Genomic DNA, 17,653 nt, shown 5'->3' on the forward strand with positions numbered 1-17,653 from the left:
GGGTGGTTCGGTCGACGGTTGGGACTCGACGCTCTCGTATCTGCCGGGTCCGCAGTGAAAGTGGAACCGGCCCGCTGGGATCGCCGCGAGTGCGCTGGCGAGCGGTCGCGGGCGTCAGCCGAGCATCCCGCGGAGCATCGTCTCCGCGGTCTTCAGGCCGCTCGGACGGGCGATGCGTTCGATCTCGTCGGCGTCGAGCTTGAAGTCGAAGATGTCGAGGTTCTGTTCGAGATGGTCGCGCGACGTGGACTTCGGGATGACGCAGACGCCGCGGTGCTGGGTCGCCCAGCGGAGCGCGACCTGCGCGGGGGTCTTGTCGTACTTGCGGCCGATGGCCCAGAGGAGGTCGTCGTCGAGGACGGCGCCGTGCGCGAGCGGACTGTACGCGGTGAGCATGACGTCGTTGTCCTGGCAGTACCTGAGGAGTTCGCGCTGTGGCTTGAAGGGATGGAACTGGACCTGGTTCGTGGCGATGGGGACGGGACTGCGCGCTTGGGCGCGCTTGAGCTGGGCGACGGAGAAGTTCGAGACGCCGACGTGCGTGACGGCGCCGTCGTCGACGAGGTCCGCCATCGCGCGCACCGCCGCGTCCAGGTCGCTGAGGGGGTTCGGCCAGTGGAGCAGGAGGAGGTCGACGTAGTCGGTGTCGAGCTTGTGGAGGCTCTCCCTGACCGACGCTTTCAGGTCGCCGGGCTCGTAGCGGTCCGGTCGAACCTTCGTGGTGAGGAAGACGTCGTCGCGGTCGACGTCGCTGTCGTGGATGGCGTTCCCGACGTGGCGTTCGTTCTCGTACGCTTGCGCGGTGTCGACGTGCCGGTAGCCGAGCGAGAGGGCGGTCTTGACGGTGCCGTAGGCGGTCTGGCCTTCGAGCTTCCAGGTGCCGAGGCCGACGGCGGGGACCTCGTCGTCGGCGACGGATAGGTGCTGCATACGAGGCCGTTCTCGTTCCACCGTAATGTGTCCTGTCGTCGAGGTCAGGTGCGTGGCGTTCGTCGTCGGGACGGCCATCGCTGGGGCGGTCGTCGCCGTCAGTGCCGGCCGTGCGCGTGGTGCGTGGAACCGTCTCACAGAAAACGTGAAGCCATGCGCTACGTAGTTCCTCGCGTGTACGATGCTGTCGTGTTCGACAACGACGGGGTGTTGACCGAGCGGACGGACCGCGACGTGCTACGGCGGGCGGTTCGCGCGACGTTCGAGTCGTTCGACGTGGACCCTGGCGAGGCCCTCCTCGACGACTTCGTCGCGGGCGTGTCCCCGGACCGCGTCGAGGAGACGTGCGCTCGCCTCGACCTCGACGTGGACGCGTTCTGGCGGGAGCGCGACGCGCAGTTCGCGGAGTACCAGTGTCGGGCGACGGACCGCGGCGAGAAGCCCGCGTACGACGACGTCGCGGCCCTGGAGGCCCTCGACGTGCCGCTCGGGGTGGTGTCGAACAACCAGAACGCGACCATCGACCACGTGTTCGAGGCCCACGACCTCCACAGGCACTTCGGGACGTGGTACGGTCGCGAGCCGACGATGGAGAGCGTCCGCCGGAAGAAGCCGGAACCGTACTACATCGAGCGAGCGCTCGCCGACCTCGACGCCGAGACCGCGCTCTACGTCGGCGACAAGGCGACGGACGTGGTGGCGGCGCACGCCGCGGGCATCGACTCGATGCTGGTGCGTCGCGAGCACAATTGCGCGGTGTCTCCCGACCCCGGACCGACGTTCGACGTGGATTCGCTGCACGCCATCCCGCCGCTTCTCGAGAAATAATAGGTATATTAGGACGTACCATTGGTACTGTTTGTTATTATAGGCTCCCCGACAGCGTTAAGTACGGGAGATGTGCTACCTCGTTGCACGATGGCAGACTCCGATCGAGACCGAATGAAGGACGTCTCTCACACTCCACCGAACGGCGAATCAGTCACGAACGTCTGGGAGCGCGGCGCGACCGAAGCCGACGACGGCCCGACCCCCGCCGACGACTGACGACGCAGGACTGTTCTCCGCACCGCCTCGTTCGACAGCGACAGCGTTCTCCCCCGTGGTAGCCCGCGCCACGCCGAGAGACCAGTCTCGCGACCCGCGGCCGACGCCACTGCGTGAGTTAGGTAGTCGTTAGCGTTTAGCACACTCGGCGAATCGTCGTGAAAGGTCGACATCGAGAGAGTAATGCCGAGATTTCCGTTCGTAAGCGCAGGTAATCCCGACGCATGGACGGGTTCGACTGCGAGTCCTCGATGGTACGTAGCTCTGGTAAGCGGTCTATAGCGCTCGGATATGCTCCCCCTGTCTGCGAATTGGACGTTCCCAACCGTAGGAACGTTTTTGTGGTTTCTGCGCCTCGCAATGGAACGTGACTCGCCAACCCCAAACCGTGGACGGTGCGAGGAGTGCAGAACTCTGGGTCCGGGCGGACGTTCCTGGTGGTTCCAACGACCGCCAGGAACGCCTCTACGAGCGTGCGCTCGACGTAGACGCGTACGCGGACGTCCGGGTCCGTCTCGTCCCGAACCGGTTCTCGCTCTCGGGGCTGGCCGCGGACAGTCCCGCAGGCAGCACCATCAGCGACCTCGTCGTCGACGCCAAGCGGTGGGCTGCGTCGGCGTCCGTCGACCTCGACCCGTACCTCCCGGTGACCGACGAATCATCGCTGGCGTGCACGGACACCCGCCGCGTCCTGACGTTCCCGTCGGTCACGCTCGTCGAGCGAGACGGCGAGGGGATCACCCACGTCGCCCCGCACGTCGCCGACGGTCGCGTCGTCTCCGTCGAATCCAGACTGGCGGCACTCGCGGCCGACGAGGACTCGCCGGACGACGAACCGGACGCGGTCCTCGCACAGTCGTGACCGTATACGTCGGGTCCGACGGCAGGCGGTACACGCCATCCGAGGTCGTCGAGAACCTCGAGGAGGGCCCGTGGCGGTCGTGCCTCTGGCGGACGGACACGGACCAGGAGCTCGTCGACACCGGCGACGGAGAACTCCTCATGCTCGTCCCCGAGGACCAGTTGACCGAACGGCCGCCGGACCCGCGGATGGACGCGGAACGATGATCAGGCCGCCGGACCCGCGGACGGACGCGGAACGATAATCAGGCCGCTGGACCCGCGGATGGACGCGGAACGCCACTCCAAGCGCTTCCCATGGCGTCCCGCATGATTCGATAGGTCGCCAGCGACGCTACCGCGACCGCCCTCGACGCGTCGCCCTCGCCGAGAGCGGGTCAGGCGACGTTGCGTTCCGCGTCGGTCTCCCGGTCGTCGTCGAACCGGTCGGCGGCGAGCGCGTCGGCGCCCTCGACGTCGACCGTGCCGTCGAGGATGGCGTCGGCGACGAGTCTCGCGGTCGCTGGCGCGTGCTGGAAGCCGTGCCCGGAGAACCCGATAGCGGTGACGTACCCTGGTGCGACCTCGTCGACGATGGGGTGATGGTCGGGCGTGACGGCGTACAGTCCCGCCCAGCCGCGCTTGATGCGGGTCTCGGGGCCGAAGTACGTCGCGCAGTCGGCGGCGTGCTCGACGGCGGTGATCGTCCAGTCCGTGTCCGCGGTCGTGGAGTACCGGTCCGGGTCCGCGGGCGGGTCCGCGTCGTCGAAGTGCCCGCCGACGATGGCGGCGCCCTCGCGTTCCGGCCGGAAGTACACGCCCGTGTCGAGGTCGATGGTGAGCGGGACGTCGTCGGGGACGGGCGTCTCGGGGTCGACGACCGCGACCTGTCGGCGTCGCGGTTCGACGGGGAGGTCGACGCCCGCGAGGTCGTTCACGCGCCCGGCCCACGGGCCGGCGGCGTTCACGACGGCGTCGGCGTCGATGCGTTCGTCGGGCGTCTGGACGCCGACGACGCGGCCGTCGGCGGGGTCGTCTCCGTCGCGGTGGATGGCTTCGACGGCCGTGTGCGTGCGGACGTCGACGCCGGCGTCCTGGCACGCCTGGACGTACCCCTGGAGTGCGAGGTGGGGGTCGGCGAAGCCGTCCGTCGGACAGTACGTCGCGGCGACGAACTCGTCGGCGGCCAGCCCGGGGCAGCGCTCGCGGGCCTCGTCGGGCGAGAGGAGTTCGCTGTCGACGCCGAGGTCGCGTTGCATCGCGACGTTCGCCTCGAAGTCCGCCGCGGTCGACTCGCCGCGTGCGAGGAAGAGGTAGCCGGCGCGACGGTACGCGATGTCGACGCCGAACCGTTCCTCGAACGTCGACCACGTCTCGATGCTCTCCAGGGAGAGCCGGACGTTGACCGGCGTCGAGAACTGCGTTCGGATACCGCCAGCCGACCGTTCGGTGCTCCCCGACCCCACGCTTCCCTTCTCGCAGACCACGACGCTCGCACCGCGCTCCGCGAGTTCGCGTGCGGCCGCGAGCCCGACGATGCCCGCGCCCACGACGACGACGTTCATATCCGACCCTCCACCGCGACTGTGTTAAACGTTCACTCGACCGCGGGCGGCCGGTCACGCGGTCGACCACGAGAGCGTTCCCAGTGGTCTCCGCGTCGACGTCGACGCCTCGACTGACGTCCACGCCGCCGCCGACCCAACGGTGAAGGTGGTTCGCTGGGACGCTCCGGTATGGTTCGCGTCATCGCCGACGACGACGTCGACCGGCTCCTCGACCTCGACTCCCTGCTCGGGGTCGTCGCGGATGCCTTCCGCGCGCAGCGCGACGGCACCGTCGAGCGCCCGGACCGACCGCACTTCCCGCTCGGGGCGGGCCTCGACCCCGAGGACGCCGACCGCGCGCTCGGTACGGGCCTCGCGATGCCGGCGTACGTCCACGGCGCGGCGACGTACGCGACGAAGGTCGCGAGCGTCCACGAGGAGAACCCGGCGCGTGGACTCCCGACCGTGCACGCGCAGGTGCTCGTCGCGGACGCCGCCACCGGCGAACCGCGGGCGCTGCTCGCCGGAGAGCGCGTCACGAACGCGCGAACCGGCTGTATCGGCGGCCTCGCCGTGGCCCACCTCGCACGCACGCAGGTGACGCTCGCGGTGTTCGGCGCCGGCACGCAGGCGCGCTGGCAGACGCGCGCCGTCGCGACCGCGACCGACGTCGACGCCGTCGCGGTGTACTCGCCGAGCGACTCGAGACACGAGTGCGCGACCGACCTCGACGCAACCCTCGACGCGGACGTCCGCCCCGCCGAGTCGCCCGCCGACGCGCTCGACGACGCGAACGCCATCGTGACGGCGACGACGAGCACCGAACCGGTGTTCGAAGCCGCGGACTGCCCGGACGGCGCGGTCGTCGTCGCCGTCGGCGCGTACACGCCCGAGATGCAGGAGCTCGACGCCGAGACCGTCGAGCGCGCGACCCGGGTCTACGCGGACGTCCCAGAGGAGGCGGTCGCGACCGGCGACCTCGCCGGGCGGATCGAGCGCGACGACGTCCGCCCGTTCGCGGACGCGTTCGACGCCCAGCGCGTCGCACCCGACGAACTCGTCGTCGTGGAGAGCGTCGGGTCGGCGGTCCTCGACGCCGCGACAGCCGACTGGCTGCTCGAACGCGCAGTCGGCGACGGCGTCGGTCGCGACGTCCCGCTCTGAGCAACGTCCCGCTGTGAGACCGCTTCGGCGCGAGCACGACGAGCGACGTCAGCCGCGAGCCTCCTCCGCCGGGTCGTCGACGTACCCGAACGCGTCCTCCACGGCGAAGGTGACCGAGCCGAGGAGCGTCCCGGCGGCGTTCGCTGCGACGTCCCCGACGGAGGCGTAGCGCCCCACGAGCGGCCACTGCGCGAGCTCGATCGCGACCCCGAACGCCATCGAGAAGGCGACGACGCCCGCGATGCGCCGCCAGCGCCGGTTCCGGTACTCGATGGACGCACCGGCGGCGGTCACCGTCACGGCGGCGTAGGAAGCGAAGTGCAGCTGCTTGTCGTACCAGGGGCCCGTCGGTCCAGGAGGTGCGGGAGTGTCGAGCAACGAGAAGTAGACGACGACGCCGACGACGCCGACGAACGCGGCGTACCGAAGGAATCGAGGCGGAATCGGGATTCGTGGCATGGCGTATCGTTGAGGGGTCCGAGCGTCGGTCAGCGGACGGGGTGGTACGGTCGCGGTCGTGGGTCGGCGTAGATGGCGCCGGGGTCGGTCGCGTCCGTCGTGTCGCGGCAGGCGAGCGAGGCGACTGGGGTGGCGACGCCGGTGTCGAGGTGGCCGGCGCGCGCGATGGCGCTGCGCGCGGCGTCGTTCGGGGTCTCGACGAAGTACTCGTCGGCCTCTATCTCGTCGTAGAACGCCTGGACGACGGTCTCGGCGAGGCCGCCATCGCCGCGGTACTCGGGGAGGAGGTAGATGCCGTCGAGCGTGACGTCCGAGCCGACGTGCTGCCAGCTCGCGTAGCCGACGACCTGGTCGCCGACGAGGAAGACGAGGGCGTGCTTGCCGGCGCGAGCGTACCGTTCCAGCGACGGGTTCTCGTTGTTCGCCATCTGCGAGAGCACGTACACGGCCTCCTCCTTCGGGGAGACGGGGCCGTCGGGGACGATGCGGAACCCGCGGATGGTGCCGTCGTTGCCGTACGCTTCGCCGAGGTGGACGGCGTTCAGGACCTCCATCGAGCGCGTGCCGTCGCCGTCGTGCATGACGAACAGCGGCGCGTTACACTCGGTACACGAGGAGACGTCGATGCCGAGGTTCGGTGCGGGCTGGCTGTCCCCGGAGGGTGCGTGCTCGCACTCGGCGAAGCCGGTCGGTTCGTGCCCGAGCGGGTCGACGCGATACGATTCGAAGGACTCTTCGGGGTCGTGCCCGGCGAACAGCCAGTGGGTGTCGTAGGCGGCGCGTTCGCGGAGCCGGACGATGGTCTCGGCGTCGTCGTCGGCGAACCGCAGCGTCTGGTTCCAGACGGTCCCGACCCAGTCGAGTGGTTCGCCGACCGTTCCGGCGTCGACCTGCTCGAAGTCGACCTCGTTGCCGTCCCGGCGGCGTGCGTACACGACCATGCGTTCGCCTTTGACGACGAAGAACGCGGTGACGAACCGCCCCGTCTGCTCGTCGCCGACGAACTTCGGGAGGACGGTCTCGACGTCGGGCCGGGAGGCGAGGTCCTCGACGAGGTCGGTGTCGTCGGGGAGCGTCTCGAGGTCGCTGCCCTGTATCGGCGGAGCGATTGGCATTGGCCTCCCTTGGAGAAGCCTCCTGAAAAGACTTGTCGGACGATACCGATGCTGGCAGCCTCGGTCCTTCCCCGTGCCTGCCCCGGTCGGTGTGCTGGATGCGGTCGGTGTGCCGGCCGCGGTGGTTCTTTCGAGCGCGCACCGCCGCGAACCTAGCCCTTATTCACGTGGTGGTCTAACGTCTCACATATGCGCGTTGCTCGACATGGCACGGGTGCGATGGCGGACGTGAAGGCGTACGCGTCGCAGGTTCATCCCGTGTTCATGCTGCCGCCGATCGCCGCGGCGTGGTTCGGTGCGGCGTTGGCGCGCGAGTTCACGCTCCTCCCGGTCGTCGTCGTCTCCATCGGGACATTCTGTGCGGTGTACACGGCGCACGTCAAGGACGGGTACGTGGACTTCCACGTGCGCGGCGAGGACGACGACCACCCGCTGACGCCCGTGGGGTGTCGACTGGCGCTCGCGGCGGCCGCGGTCGCGTTCCTGGCGTGCCTCGTCGTCCTCTGGGTGGTCGTCGACCCGGTGTCGGCACTCTTGCTCGCGCCGACGTGGCTCATCGGGTACCTGCACGCGCCGACGCTGGACACGAACCCGCTGGGTGCGACGCTCGGGTACCCGACGGGGATCGCGCTCGTCGTCGTCGCGAGCAATCACGCCCAGACCGCGGCGGTGCGCGCGGAGGCGGTCGCGTTCGCGGTCGTGTTCCTCCTCGTCCTGACGGGCGTGAAGGTGATAGACGACCTGACGGACGTCGACTACGACGCGAGCATCGACAAGCACACCGTCGGCGTCCTGCTCGGCGAAGCGCGCGCTCGCCGCTTCGCGTACGGGTTGATGGGGGCGGGCCTGTTCGCGGTGCTGGCGTTCGCTATCGACGGCGTCGTCCCGGCGAGCGCGCCGCTCGCGATTCCGGCGTTCGTCGTCGTCGCGCTGTACGCGTCGCGAGCGCCACCGGACCTTGCGACGATGCTCCTCGTTCGCGGCGCGTACGTCTTCCTCGCCGTCCTCGTCGCTGCGGTGTACTTCCAGCCGCTCGCGGCCGTCGCCCTCCCCGACATCACGGTCCTCGGCGAGTGGACGTACCTCGCGACCGAGGTGGCGTTCGGGTCGGCCGCCGCCGCGCTCCTCTATCGCGCTGGCCGCGACGCGACCCGCCGGGCCGCCCGCACCATCGTCGCGGTCTACCCGATAGCGTACGTCTGGGACTGGTACACGCTCGAGGTCGGCGTCTTCTCGATCCCGATGCGGACCGGCGTGGAACTCCTCGGCATCCCGTTGGAGGAGCACGTCTTCATGGTCGTCGTCCCGGCGCTCGTCCTGGGCATCCACGAGACGCTCGCCGCTCGCGACGTCAGCGACGTGCCCGCCGGGGACCCGAGCGAGTAGCGCGGCTCGAACGGGTCGAGTGGGGGAACGGCCGCGACGCGGTGGAGATTCTAGAGAGAGTTCGGGCGAACCTTGCGTGGAGGTGAGTCGGAGTTCGGAAAATCATCATACGTCTGGTAGGTGTCGCTGCTGGTACGATGCGCGAACACAGCACCCGACGACGGTTCGTTGCGACGGTCGGCGTCCTCGGCGCCGGAACGCTCGCGGGATGCCTCGGCACCAGCGACGGCGAGTCGACAACGACGGACGACGGCATGGACGGCACGACGACCACCGACGACGGCATGGACGGCTCGACCACGACCGACGGCGACGACATGGGGATGGAGCCGACCGACCCGGACGCCGCCGAGCGCGTGGCCGTCGACCGGTTCAGTGACGACGCCGGCACGCTCCTCACGCGCTCCGCGAACCCGGACCTCCCCGGTCCCGACGAGGCCATCGACTTCGACCGGAAGCCGTTCTGGCACCAGGGACTCGGCCCCGACGGCGAGATAGTACAGTACTACCACTTCGACGTCCAACCGCTGGCGCCGGCACCCATCTACGTGTTCCTCCGCGAAGGCGAGGACGCGCCCGTCGACGACCAGTTGAACGTCGTCGGCGTCAAACCCGGCGACGACGGCTACAACGACTTCTGGCAGGTCCACCGAGTGACCGTCCCCGAAGGGTACGAGGCCAACGCCATCACGAGCGTCGACGCCATCGACGCCGGCGACTACCCCGTCGAGGCCACGTCGACGCTCGTGAACTGTCCGATCGTCCCCGAAGGGTCGACCGCGGAGAAGCGCGTCGGCGACGGCGCCACCGGGCTCACGCGGGGCTGGTACGACGGGAAGGTCCTCTCGTACTTCAACTTCACCGAAGCACCGCTCGAGGTCACGAAGGATATCGTGCCGCTCTCCCCGATCTACGTCGCGTTCAACACGAACCCCGGCGAGGACGGCGGCGGCCCGCAGACCGGGTTCCTCACCGAGGACGGGAGCTCCCAGAACCACAACGTCGTCGCGTCGCTCCCCGGCGACGACGACTACTCGCCGTTCTGGCTCGTGAACGTGTACGACAACGCGGACTTCGACTCGGTGTCGGACCTCGCGTCCGCGAAGGAGTCGAACGTCCTCGCACAGGGCGCGGCGAACGTGAACTGTCCGCTCGTCGCCGTCGAATAACCGTCTCAGACAGCGGTCTCCCCGAACGCTCGGACGACGTTCCGGCGGGCGCATGCCTGACGCGCCGACTGAAACACTTTTCAGTGACCCTGCGCTATAAGAGATGTGACCTACGATACCGTCGTCTTCGACAACGACGGTGTCCTCGTCGGTCGAACGAGCTTCGACGTGCTCCGGGATGCGACCCAGGAGACGTTCGAGTTGTTCGACGTGACCGACCCGGACCCCGAACACGTCGAGGACATGACGATCGGTGCCACCCCCGAACAGGTGGACATCGTCTGCAAGCAGTACGACATCGACCCCGACATCTTCTGGCGGACGCGCGACCGACGGCTGTCGCTCGCACAGCAGGAGGAAGCACGTGCAGGACGGAAGACGTTCTACGACGACCTGGACGTCCTCGCGGACCTGGACGTCGACATGGGCATCGTGAGTTCGAACCAGCAGGAGACCGTGGACTTCCTCCTCGAGCACTTCGACGTCCCCGTCGAGTTCGGGGCGGCCTACGGCCGCGAGGCGACCATCCAGAGCCTCGACCGCCGGAAGCCCAATCCCCACTACATCGACCGGGCGCTCGCGGACCTGGAGGCGTCGACGGACTCCGCGCTCTTCGTCGGCGACAACGAGTCCGACATCCGCGCCGCCGAACGCGCGGGCATCGACTCCGCGTTCATCCGACGCCCCCACCGCACCGACTGGGAGCTGAACGTCTGGCCGACGTGGGACATCAACTGTCTCGAGGACCTGCGGCGCATCTGTAGCTGACGCTGCAAGCGCGCCGCACTCGACACCGCCGCGGTGCCGGAGAGCGGTGCCGCCGGTTCGACGCTGCTGCGGTCGCGTCTCCATCCGCGCGATCCTGGCGCGCGTCTCCCGGTGACGTCGACGTCACCGGGTGACGTTCACGTCCGCACCACACCTATCCCGGCCTGGACCGTACTCGCGAGCGTGACTCCCGAGACGCGCGGGCTGCATCACGTGACCGCCATCGCGAGCGACCCGTCGGCGAACGCCGCGTTCTACGTCGACACGCTCGGACTGCGGTTCGTGAAACGCACCGTGAATCACGACGACACCGGCACGTACCACTTCTACTTCGGCGACGGCGAGGGGTCGCCGGGGTCGACGATTACGTTCTTCCCGTGGGGCGAGAACGGCCGTGAGGGCGAGTTCGGCGCGGGCCTGACGGAGACGACCGCGTACCTGATCCCCGAGGGCAGCCTCGGGTACTGGCGCGACCGTCTCGCGGACGCGGCCGTCCCGGTGGTCGAACGCGAGCGGTTCGGTGCGACCGTGCTCTCGTTCGAGGACCCGGACGGAATCGGCATCGAGCTCGTCGTGGACGCCGACGCCGAGGGCTGCGGAGAACCGTGGGCGGAGAGCCCGGTGCCTGCCGAGCACCAGCTCCGTGGACTCTACGGGGTGACGCTCGCCGTCGCCGACGTCGAGCCGACCGCGACGGTGCTCGAGGACGTCCTCGGGTACGAGCGCGATGGCACCGAGTTGGACGCGGGCGGGAGCCCGGACGCCGACGAGCGGACGCGGTACCGCTACCGGGCGAGCGGCGGCGGGCCGGGGTCGGTCGTCGACCTCGTCGAGACCGACCTGCCGCGCGGGCGGATGGGTGCCGGAGCCGTGCATCACGTCGCGTTCACCGCCGCGGACGTCGACGAGCAGCACGCGTACCGCGACGCGTACGCCGATCTCGGCCTGGAGGCGACCGAACCCATCGACCGCACGTACTTCCACGCGATCTACTGTCGGGAACCCGGCGGCGTCCTCTTCGAGATCGCGACGACCGGCCCCGGGTTCACTGCCGACGAGGCCGTCGAGGACCTCGGCGGCGACCTGATGCTCCCGGAGCGGCTCGAGGACGAACGCGAGCGCATCGAGGCCACGCTCCCGGCGTTCGAGCTCCCGGCGAACCACCAGGAGGGCGAGCGATGAGCGGCGACGAGGCCGGCGACGACGAGACTGGCAGCGATGAGACCGCGGGCGACGAAGCCGGCGACGAGGAGTCTCGCGGGCGGTCGTTCCGGTTCGACTACCGGCCGGGCGTGCTGCAGTTCGGTGCGGGCAGCGTCGCGGCGCTCGGGAGCGAACTGGGAGCCCAGGGCGTCGAGCGGGCGCTCGTCGTGACCGGACGAACCGTCGGTGAGACGGCGGCGGTGATGGACCCAGTTCGGGACGGTCTGGGCGACCGGCTCGCGGGCGTGTTCGCGGAGACGACGCCCGCGAAGCGGCTGTCGACCGCGTACGACGCGGTGGCGGCGATGCGCGAGCACGACGCGGACGCGCTCGTCGCGGTCGGCGGTGGCAGTAGTCTGGACGTAGCGACCGTCGCGAGCGTGCTCGCGGCGACCGAGCGCGACCCCGCGGTCGTCGCGGACGAGTTCCAGACCACCGGGACGGTGATGGTGCCGGACGCCGCACTGCCGCCCGTCGCGGCGGTCCCGACGACGCTCGCCGGCGCGGAGCTCTCGCAGGTCGCCGGCATCACCGCCACCCCCGAGAACGGCCGCGTCGAGCGAGCACGCGGCGGCGGCATCTCCCATCCCGAACTGATGCCCGCGGCCGTCTTCCACGATCCGGACCTGGTCGCGACGACGCCGAGGGCAGTTCTCGCGGCGTCCGCGATGAACGGGTTCGACAAGGCCCTGGAATCGACGTACGCGCGGAACGCGACGCCGGTGACGGACGCGACCGCGACGCGTTCGCTGTCGATCCTCCAGGACGCACTCCCCGCGCTCGGCGACGACCCGGTCACGCCCGCCGACGTCGAACCCGTGCTCGAAGGCATCCTCCTCGCGCAGTACGGCGTGTCACGGCCGGACGGGACGACGCTCTCGCTCGTTCACGCGTTCGGGCACGCGCTCACGAGGACCTACGACGTCCAGCAGGGCGCCGCGCACGGGGTCGTCGCACCGCACGCGCTCGCGGCACTGCTCGAACGAACCGGTGCCGGCCGCGACCTGCTCGCGGACGCGTTCGACCTCGGTGACGACGTCGACACCGCAGGCGACGGCGGGACCGCAGACAGAGACGCCGCCCTCGATGCCGCCATCGTCGACGCCGTGACGGCGATCCGGGATGCGCTCGGGCTCCCGCGACGCCTCCGGGACGTCGACGGGCCGACGCCGGAAGCGTTCGAATCCGTCGCCCAGGACGTCCTCGACGATTCCTTCATGCAGAACGCGCCCGCTGGGTACGACCCGTCCCGAGCGGACGTCGAACGCATCCTCGAAGCCGCGTACTGACCGCGCCCCCAGTTCGTCCCGTGGCGGGGACCGCCGGTCTGGCCGATGGCGGGTCGCGCGCTCGCCCGCGACGCGCACACACGCGTGACCCAGTATATCCGACTGGAGACCCAATATTCGGTTATGAGCCGGATCGATAGCGACGACGAAGGAACGGGAAGCGCGCCCGAGTACGAGCACGTCGACGTGTCCGTGCTCGTGATCGGTGCAGGCGCTGCAGGCGCCCGCACGGCCATCGAACTCGCCGAGCGAGGCGTCGACGACGTCCTCGTCCTCGGGAAGCGCTCGCACGGCGACGCACACACCACGTGGGCGAGAGGTGGTATCAACGGCGCGCTCGGGACGCGTGACCCAGAGGACGACTGGACGATTCACGCCGCGGACACCCTCAACGAGGGCCACTTCCTGAACGACCCGGCGAAGGTCGAAGCGGTCACGAGACAGATGCCAGAGCGCCTCCGGGAACTCGACGACTGGGGGATGGCGTACTCGCGGACCGACGACGGCGACATCGACCAGCGGTACTTCGGCGCACAGTCGTTCCGTCGGACCGCGTTCGCCGGCGACCACACCGGCGAATCCATGCTGCAAGCACTCGTCGAACGCGCACAGACCCTCGAGGTACCGTATCGAGAGAACGTGATGATCACGAAGCTCCTCTCGGACGGTACTCGCGTGCACGGCGCGGTCGGGTTCGACACGGACGCTGGCGAGTTCGTCGTGTTCAACGCCGGAACGGTCGTCCTCGCCGCGGGTGGATACGCCGCGATTTACGACCGGCATACGTCCCGTGACGACGAGAACAACGGCGACGGGCCGGCGCTCGCGTTCGACGCCGGGGCCGCCCTGATGGACATGGAGTTCGTGCAGTTCCACCCGACGGGAATGGCCGTCGACGAGTCCGACCCCGAGTGGGCGCCGTGGAGTGGTCGACTCGTCACGGAAGCGGTCCGCGGCGAAGGCGGCCGGCTGTTCAACGCCGACAGTGAGCGATTCATGGAACGGTACTCGCCCGACCAGATGGAACTCGACGCCCGAGACGTGGTCGCGCGAGCCATCGCGAAGGAGGTCGCCGAGGGCCGCGGCACCGACCGCGGCGGCGTCTACCTCGACATCTCGCATCGCGACCGGGCGTTCATCGAGGAGCGACTACCCCGGATGTACGAACGCTTCATGGACCTCGGCGTGGACATGGCGACCGACTCCGTCGAGGTCGCACCCACCGCCCACTACGGGATGGGTGGCGTCGCCGTCGACGACCACGGCGAGACGTCCGTCGAAGGCCTGTTCGCGATCGGTGAGACGATGGCTGGCGTGCACGGCGCCAACCGCCTCGGCGGGAACTCGCTCGCCGAAACCGTCGCGTTCGGCGTCATCGCAGGTGAACGCATCGCCGACCGCGTAACCGGTCCCGGCTCGATACCGGACAGCGTGCGCGACGACGTCGTTCTCCCGCACCTCGACGAGCTCGCCGCCATGGCCGACCACGACGGCTCCCACGACGTCCGCGAGGTGTTCGAAGCCCTCCAGTCGCTCATGTGGCGCCACGCCGGCATCCTCCGCGACGAGGACACGCTCGAAGCCGGGCTCGAGGAGCTCGCTCGCCTTCGCACTCGCGCCGCCGACATGACCGCCGGCCCTATGACGAGCGAATCCTACGAACTCGCGGTCGACGTCGGATTCATGCTCACCAGCGCCGAAGCCGTCCTCCGCGGCGCACTCGAGCGCACCGAATCCCGCGGCGCCCATCACCGCACCGACCACCCAACCACCGACGCCGACTGGCAACGGAACATCCACTTCGAGAAGGTCGACATCGGCGCCATGACCGCCAGCACGCACCCGGTCGGGACCCCAAGTCCCACCGTCCAGCAAGCACTCGACGACGACCACGAACTCGACTACCACCAGCTCGAATAACCCGGCGACACGATTCGAAACGACTCCCGCGCGAACCGCGAAGTCCCAACCACCGCTGTCGTATCGAAGCGGGCGACGGGTTCGGGAGCGCGGACGCGATCGACGGCGACACCGTCCTCGTCGCTCGTGCCACAAGCACCTCGGCGTGACCGCGGTGGCGGCGATGACGAGGACCAGACACGCCCCGGGAACGAACTGGAAACTAACATATCGGTGAAATCGAAATACGCGAGTGCTTTCAATAGCAGGCCATCATGACTATCGGTGAGACGCGAGTCCCGTCGTGTATGGCGAATCTCTTGAAGGGAGAGGACGAACAGTACGAGACGAGGGCGACCTACGACGGCGACGAGGGCGAACTGGTGGTGACACCGAAGCGAGTGCTCTTCGAGAGCGACGACCGAAACACGAAGATACACGTCGGCCTGAAGGACGTGGTCGGCGTGGAGATGATGCGCGAACCGGTCGACTGGGGCGCGATCCTCGTCGGAATCCCGCTGTTGCTGGCCGCCTACGCGAGCTTCATCGCGACACAGCTGGTGCCGCCGGAACTGACCCTCGTGCTGTTCGCAGTCGGCGGCGTTTGCGGGCTCGGTGGCCTTGGACTCGTGATCTACGCAGTGCTCCGGTCGCGCGTCCTCACGATCCGCACCGCTGGAGAAGGCTACGAGTTCGAGGACGCGGACGCCGGTGACGCGGACAAGGTCGCGAACGCGGTGCAACACTACACCTAAGAATCGAAGAGTCGGATAGCGACGGCGGTGACGGTGTCGGGCTCGAACCCGTTGGCATGTTCTGACGTTCGTATCTACACCGGGCGTACACTGACACTCTCAAATACGGTGGACGAGACGGGCGTGACCGCTGCCAATTCTGTCCTTCGTGACCCCGAAAGTGTTCCCTCTGAAGAGATTTGAACCACGGTCGCCCCACTCGCTGCTTCAAAATCATCCACGTCACAACTCTCGCAAGACAGACCCCCGCGTAGCTCGTCGTGTTGTGTCGCGAGAAAGTGGGGCCGGAGGGATTTGAACCCCCGATCGACTGATATCTCCGGTGTGTGCGCCTCGGAACTCCAGAGGGTCGTCGTCGCGACGCGATGATCAGTCGGTCGCTCGGTATATCAGCTGGAGTTTCGTCCCGGGCGCGTGGCCTCTGGAGTCAGTCGCCATGCCTGGCTTGGCCACAGCCCCGCTGCGCTTTCGGGTTGGATGGAGTGCTGTAAAGGGGTTTCGATTCGGGCTAGTTACGGTCGGCGTCGCGCCAGTCGCACTCCTGGCATTTGTAGCCGGTGACGAGTTCGGTGACGCTCGGCATGTACGTGACCTTGACGACGTTCTCGCCGCAGTCCGGGCACTCGCGGTCGGCGTCCTCGATGGCTTCGGTTTCCATGACGCTGCCGTCCTCGATGATTTCGGCGAGTTTCTTCGCGGTGACCATGCGGCCCTGGACGACGCGGTTAGCTGGCATAGTCGTCACTGGTGGGTCGCTGGTAGGTAAGGGTTCTCGTCTCGGGGCCGCGTGGGGTCGTGGAGGCGGACGCGTGTGGGAGCGGTCGGGTCGGGTGGGCTAGAGCCAGGGTTCGCGGTCGACCTGGAACGCGTCGTCTTCGTCGTCGAGGGAGTCACCGGAGCCGCCGGGGTCGTCGGTGCCTTCAGGGGCGTCGTCGGCCTGCTCGGCGTCGTTGCCGCCGTCGGTCGCGGGGACCGCGCCGCCGGCGTCCGGCGTGGTGTTCGCGTCAGCGGGCGCGTCCGCGGAGACGCGACTGGTGGCGTCCGGTTCGAACGCGAACAGCGCCGTGACGGCGACGACGAGGAGTGGTGCGCTCCCGACGTTCACGCCGAGTGGCATGATGGAGACCGCGAGGAGGCCGAGGGCGACGGCGCTCCCGAACCGGAAGCGGTCGATGGCCATCCGTGCGCGGAGGTGTGGTGCGAGGAGCGCGGTCGCGAGTGCGAACGCGGTGCCGACGATCGCGCTGCCGGCGGCGAGCACGACGAGCGTCTGGTCGGTGGACACCGCGAACTGTGGGTTCGAGAGGTCGACGCTCGCGATGAGGCCGGCGCCGACAATCACCGCTGGGCGGGGGAGGTACTCGCCGATGCGGGCGCTCGCGGTCTTCGCGGCGATCGCGATGATGACGAGTGCCGCGAACCGCTCGAAGATGTGGAGCTGGAGGATGCTCGCGAGCGTCGGCGCGATGGCGGCTTCGACGGCGGCACCGAGCGTGATGAGGGTGCCGACGACGAGGATGGTGCGGACGCGCTCCATGCGCGTGCCGCTCATCTCGGCGAGGACGACTGCGACGGTCGCGCTCCCGCCGAAGACGAGGAGGCCGACCTGGACGATGCCGATGGGGAGGGCGCCGACGACCGGGAGCGGGCCCGTGCTCTCTTCGAGTGCGCCTGCGAGGACGAGCGCGGGGAAGATTCCGTCGAGGAGCGGGAGCGCCATGACGGTCGCCAGCAGCTTCGCGTCGCCGCCGACGAGGCCTTCGAGCTTGAGGGCGATGGGGTGCCGACTCGTGCTCATCGATGTTCGTAGGGGGCGTCACCCGTGCCCGAGTGGGTGTGATGCGAGCGAGTGCCGGCGGCGTCGGTGGCGGGTGCTCGCGGGAATCCGAACGGGAGGGCTTTCGCTACGAGTTCCATCGGGAGTGTAAAGCGGGCGGTCGAGTCGGTCGACGTCTGCCCGGCGATACACGTTGCGGTGGAGTTCGTAGCCAGCATACGCGTTAACGAAATGGGTTTCGGGGGTTAAGCGTTGTGTGAGATGTGCCCGCAAACTCCAACGGGGCGTTCTCCGCGTACAAGTAC

Annotated in this window: 18 protein-coding genes and 1 tRNA gene; 12 read left to right on the top strand and 7 right to left on the bottom strand. The window is 68.8% G+C overall.

Going from position 1 to position 17,653, the window contains the following annotated elements; all coding sequences use genetic code 11:
- Positions 1-114: 114 nt before the first annotated feature.
- Positions 115-930, bottom strand: coding sequence for an aldo/keto reductase (locus tag LI336_RS01785; protein WP_227130903.1), 816 nt, complete (start codon positions 928-930; stop codon positions 115-117).
- A 174-nt stretch (positions 931-1,104) separates the two neighbouring features.
- On the opposite strand from LI336_RS01785, the gene LI336_RS01790 reads away from it, so the two are divergent.
- The 4 genes from LI336_RS01790 (at position 1,105) to LI336_RS01800 (ending at position 3,045) form a co-directional block, all read left to right on the top strand.
- A complete protein-coding gene (locus LI336_RS01790; RefSeq protein ID WP_227130904.1) occupies positions 1,105-1,758 on the top strand; it encodes an HAD family hydrolase in 654 nt (217 codons plus the stop codon).
- Between the two features lie 90 nt (positions 1,759-1,848).
- Positions 1,849-1,977, top strand: coding sequence for a DUF7989 family protein (locus LI336_RS20065; RefSeq protein WP_264475224.1), 129 nt, complete (start codon positions 1,849-1,851; stop codon positions 1,975-1,977).
- 367 nt (positions 1,978-2,344) lie between these two features.
- Entirely contained in the window at positions 2,345-2,839 is a 495-nt protein-coding gene (locus LI336_RS01795) for an HTH domain-containing protein (protein WP_227130905.1), read from the top strand.
- Positions 2,836-3,045, top strand: a complete 210-nt coding sequence (locus tag LI336_RS01800) for an SAM domain-containing protein (RefSeq protein ID WP_227130906.1) — start codon at positions 2,836-2,838, stop codon at positions 3,043-3,045. The genes LI336_RS01795 and LI336_RS01800 overlap by 4 nt, the downstream gene beginning before the upstream one ends.
- A gap of 170 nt (positions 3,046-3,215) precedes the next feature.
- Here the strand turns inward: LI336_RS01800 and LI336_RS01805 are convergent, their stop codons facing one another.
- Complete coding sequence (locus LI336_RS01805) at positions 3,216-4,382, bottom strand: NAD(P)/FAD-dependent oxidoreductase (RefSeq protein ID WP_227130907.1); 1,167 nt, start codon at positions 4,380-4,382, stop codon at positions 3,216-3,218.
- A 171-nt stretch (positions 4,383-4,553) separates the two neighbouring features.
- Here LI336_RS01805 and LI336_RS01810 point away from each other — a divergent pair, with 171 nt between their 5' ends.
- A complete protein-coding gene (locus LI336_RS01810; protein ID WP_227130908.1) occupies positions 4,554-5,528 on the top strand; it encodes an ornithine cyclodeaminase family protein in 975 nt (324 codons plus the stop codon).
- 48 nt (positions 5,529-5,576) lie between these two features.
- Here the strand turns inward: LI336_RS01810 and LI336_RS01815 are convergent, their stop codons facing one another.
- Positions 5,577-5,987 (bottom strand): VanZ family protein, encoded by a 411-nt coding sequence (locus tag LI336_RS01815; protein WP_227130909.1) that lies wholly within the window; start codon positions 5,985-5,987, stop codon positions 5,577-5,579.
- Between the two features lie 29 nt (positions 5,988-6,016).
- Complete coding sequence (locus tag LI336_RS01820) at positions 6,017-7,102, bottom strand: GNAT family protein (protein ID WP_227130910.1); 1,086 nt, start codon at positions 7,100-7,102, stop codon at positions 6,017-6,019.
- A 189-nt stretch (positions 7,103-7,291) separates the two neighbouring features.
- Between LI336_RS01820 and LI336_RS01825 the strand changes: the two genes are divergently transcribed.
- The 7 genes from LI336_RS01825 (at position 7,292) to LI336_RS01860 (ending at position 15,571) form a co-directional block, all read left to right on the top strand.
- The gene (locus LI336_RS01825) at positions 7,292-8,488 is read left to right on the top strand and encodes a lycopene cyclase domain-containing protein (protein WP_368408336.1); all 1,197 of its coding nucleotides are present in this window, start codon (positions 7,292-7,294) and stop codon (positions 8,486-8,488) included.
- 137 nt (positions 8,489-8,625) lie between these two features.
- Positions 8,626-9,657: a hypothetical protein gene (locus tag LI336_RS01835; protein WP_227130911.1), complete on the top strand. Its 1,032-nt coding sequence runs from the start codon at positions 8,626-8,628 to the stop codon at positions 9,655-9,657.
- Positions 9,658-9,762: 105 nt separating this feature from the next.
- Positions 9,763-10,425 (top strand): HAD family hydrolase, encoded by a 663-nt coding sequence (locus tag LI336_RS01840; RefSeq protein ID WP_227130912.1) that lies wholly within the window; start codon positions 9,763-9,765, stop codon positions 10,423-10,425.
- Positions 10,426-10,608: 183 nt separating this feature from the next.
- On the top strand, positions 10,609-11,607 hold the full coding sequence (locus LI336_RS01845) for a ring-cleaving dioxygenase (RefSeq protein ID WP_227130913.1): 999 nt from the start codon (positions 10,609-10,611) through the stop codon (positions 11,605-11,607).
- Complete coding sequence (locus tag LI336_RS01850; protein ID WP_227130914.1) at positions 11,604-12,917, top strand: iron-containing alcohol dehydrogenase family protein; 1,314 nt, start codon at positions 11,604-11,606, stop codon at positions 12,915-12,917. Before LI336_RS01845 ends, LI336_RS01850 begins: the two co-directional genes overlap by 4 nt.
- 123 nt (positions 12,918-13,040) lie before the next feature.
- A complete protein-coding gene (locus LI336_RS01855; protein WP_227130915.1) occupies positions 13,041-14,837 on the top strand; it encodes an L-aspartate oxidase in 1,797 nt (598 codons plus the stop codon).
- Between the two features lie 287 nt (positions 14,838-15,124).
- On the top strand, positions 15,125-15,571 hold the full coding sequence (locus LI336_RS01860; RefSeq protein WP_227130916.1) for a hypothetical protein: 447 nt from the start codon (positions 15,125-15,127) through the stop codon (positions 15,569-15,571).
- A 279-nt stretch (positions 15,572-15,850) separates the two neighbouring features.
- On the opposite strand, the gene LI336_RS01865 is transcribed toward LI336_RS01860, so the two are convergent.
- From LI336_RS01865 to LI336_RS01875, 3 genes are all read right to left on the bottom strand, one after another.
- A tRNA-Trp gene (locus LI336_RS01865) sits at positions 15,851-16,030 on the bottom strand.
- A 49-nt stretch (positions 16,031-16,079) separates the two neighbouring features.
- Entirely contained in the window at positions 16,080-16,307 is a 228-nt protein-coding gene (locus LI336_RS01870) for a DUF5795 family protein (RefSeq protein ID WP_227130917.1), read from the bottom strand.
- A gap of 99 nt (positions 16,308-16,406) precedes the next feature.
- Positions 16,407-17,369, bottom strand: coding sequence for a DUF5794 domain-containing protein (locus tag LI336_RS01875; protein ID WP_227130918.1), 963 nt, complete (start codon positions 17,367-17,369; stop codon positions 16,407-16,409).
- Positions 17,370-17,653 lie beyond the last annotated feature (284 nt).

The sequence above is a fragment of the Halorubellus salinus genome (assembly GCF_020567525.1).
GTDB classification, from domain to species: Archaea; Halobacteriota; Halobacteria; order Halobacteriales; family Natrialbaceae; genus Halorubellus; species Halorubellus salinus.

Bases quoted from the DNA above. Each gene is read 5' to 3' on its own strand.
- LI336_RS01875 (WP_227130918.1), bottom strand. From the start codon at position 17,369: ATGAGCACGAGTCGGCACCCCATCGCCCTCAAGCTCGAAGGCCTCGTC.
- LI336_RS01815 (WP_227130909.1), bottom strand. From the start codon at position 5,987: ATGCCACGAATCCCGATTCCGCCTCGATTCCTTCGGTACGCCGCGTTC.
- LI336_RS01825 (WP_368408336.1), top strand. From the start codon at position 7,292: ATGCGCGTTGCTCGACATGGCACGGGTGCGATGGCGGACGTGAAGGCG.
- LI336_RS01835 (WP_227130911.1), top strand. From the start codon at position 8,626: ATGCGCGAACACAGCACCCGACGACGGTTCGTTGCGACGGTCGGCGTC.
- LI336_RS01805 (WP_227130907.1), bottom strand. From the start codon at position 4,382: ATGAACGTCGTCGTCGTGGGCGCGGGCATCGTCGGGCTCGCGGCCGCA.
- LI336_RS01850 (WP_227130914.1), top strand. From the start codon at position 11,604: ATGAGCGGCGACGAGGCCGGCGACGACGAGACTGGCAGCGATGAGACC.
- LI336_RS20065 (WP_264475224.1), top strand. From the start codon at position 1,849: ATGGCAGACTCCGATCGAGACCGAATGAAGGACGTCTCTCACACTCCA.
- LI336_RS01870 (WP_227130917.1), bottom strand. From the start codon at position 16,307: ATGCCAGCTAACCGCGTCGTCCAGGGCCGCATGGTCACCGCGAAGAAA.
- LI336_RS01860 (WP_227130916.1), top strand. From the start codon at position 15,125: ATGGCGAATCTCTTGAAGGGAGAGGACGAACAGTACGAGACGAGGGCG.
- LI336_RS01785 (WP_227130903.1), bottom strand. From the start codon at position 930: ATGCAGCACCTATCCGTCGCCGACGACGAGGTCCCCGCCGTCGGCCTC.
- LI336_RS01820 (WP_227130910.1), bottom strand. From the start codon at position 7,102: ATGCCAATCGCTCCGCCGATACAGGGCAGCGACCTCGAGACGCTCCCC.
- LI336_RS01810 (WP_227130908.1), top strand. From the start codon at position 4,554: ATGGTTCGCGTCATCGCCGACGACGACGTCGACCGGCTCCTCGACCTC.
- LI336_RS01855 (WP_227130915.1), top strand. From the start codon at position 13,041: ATGAGCCGGATCGATAGCGACGACGAAGGAACGGGAAGCGCGCCCGAG.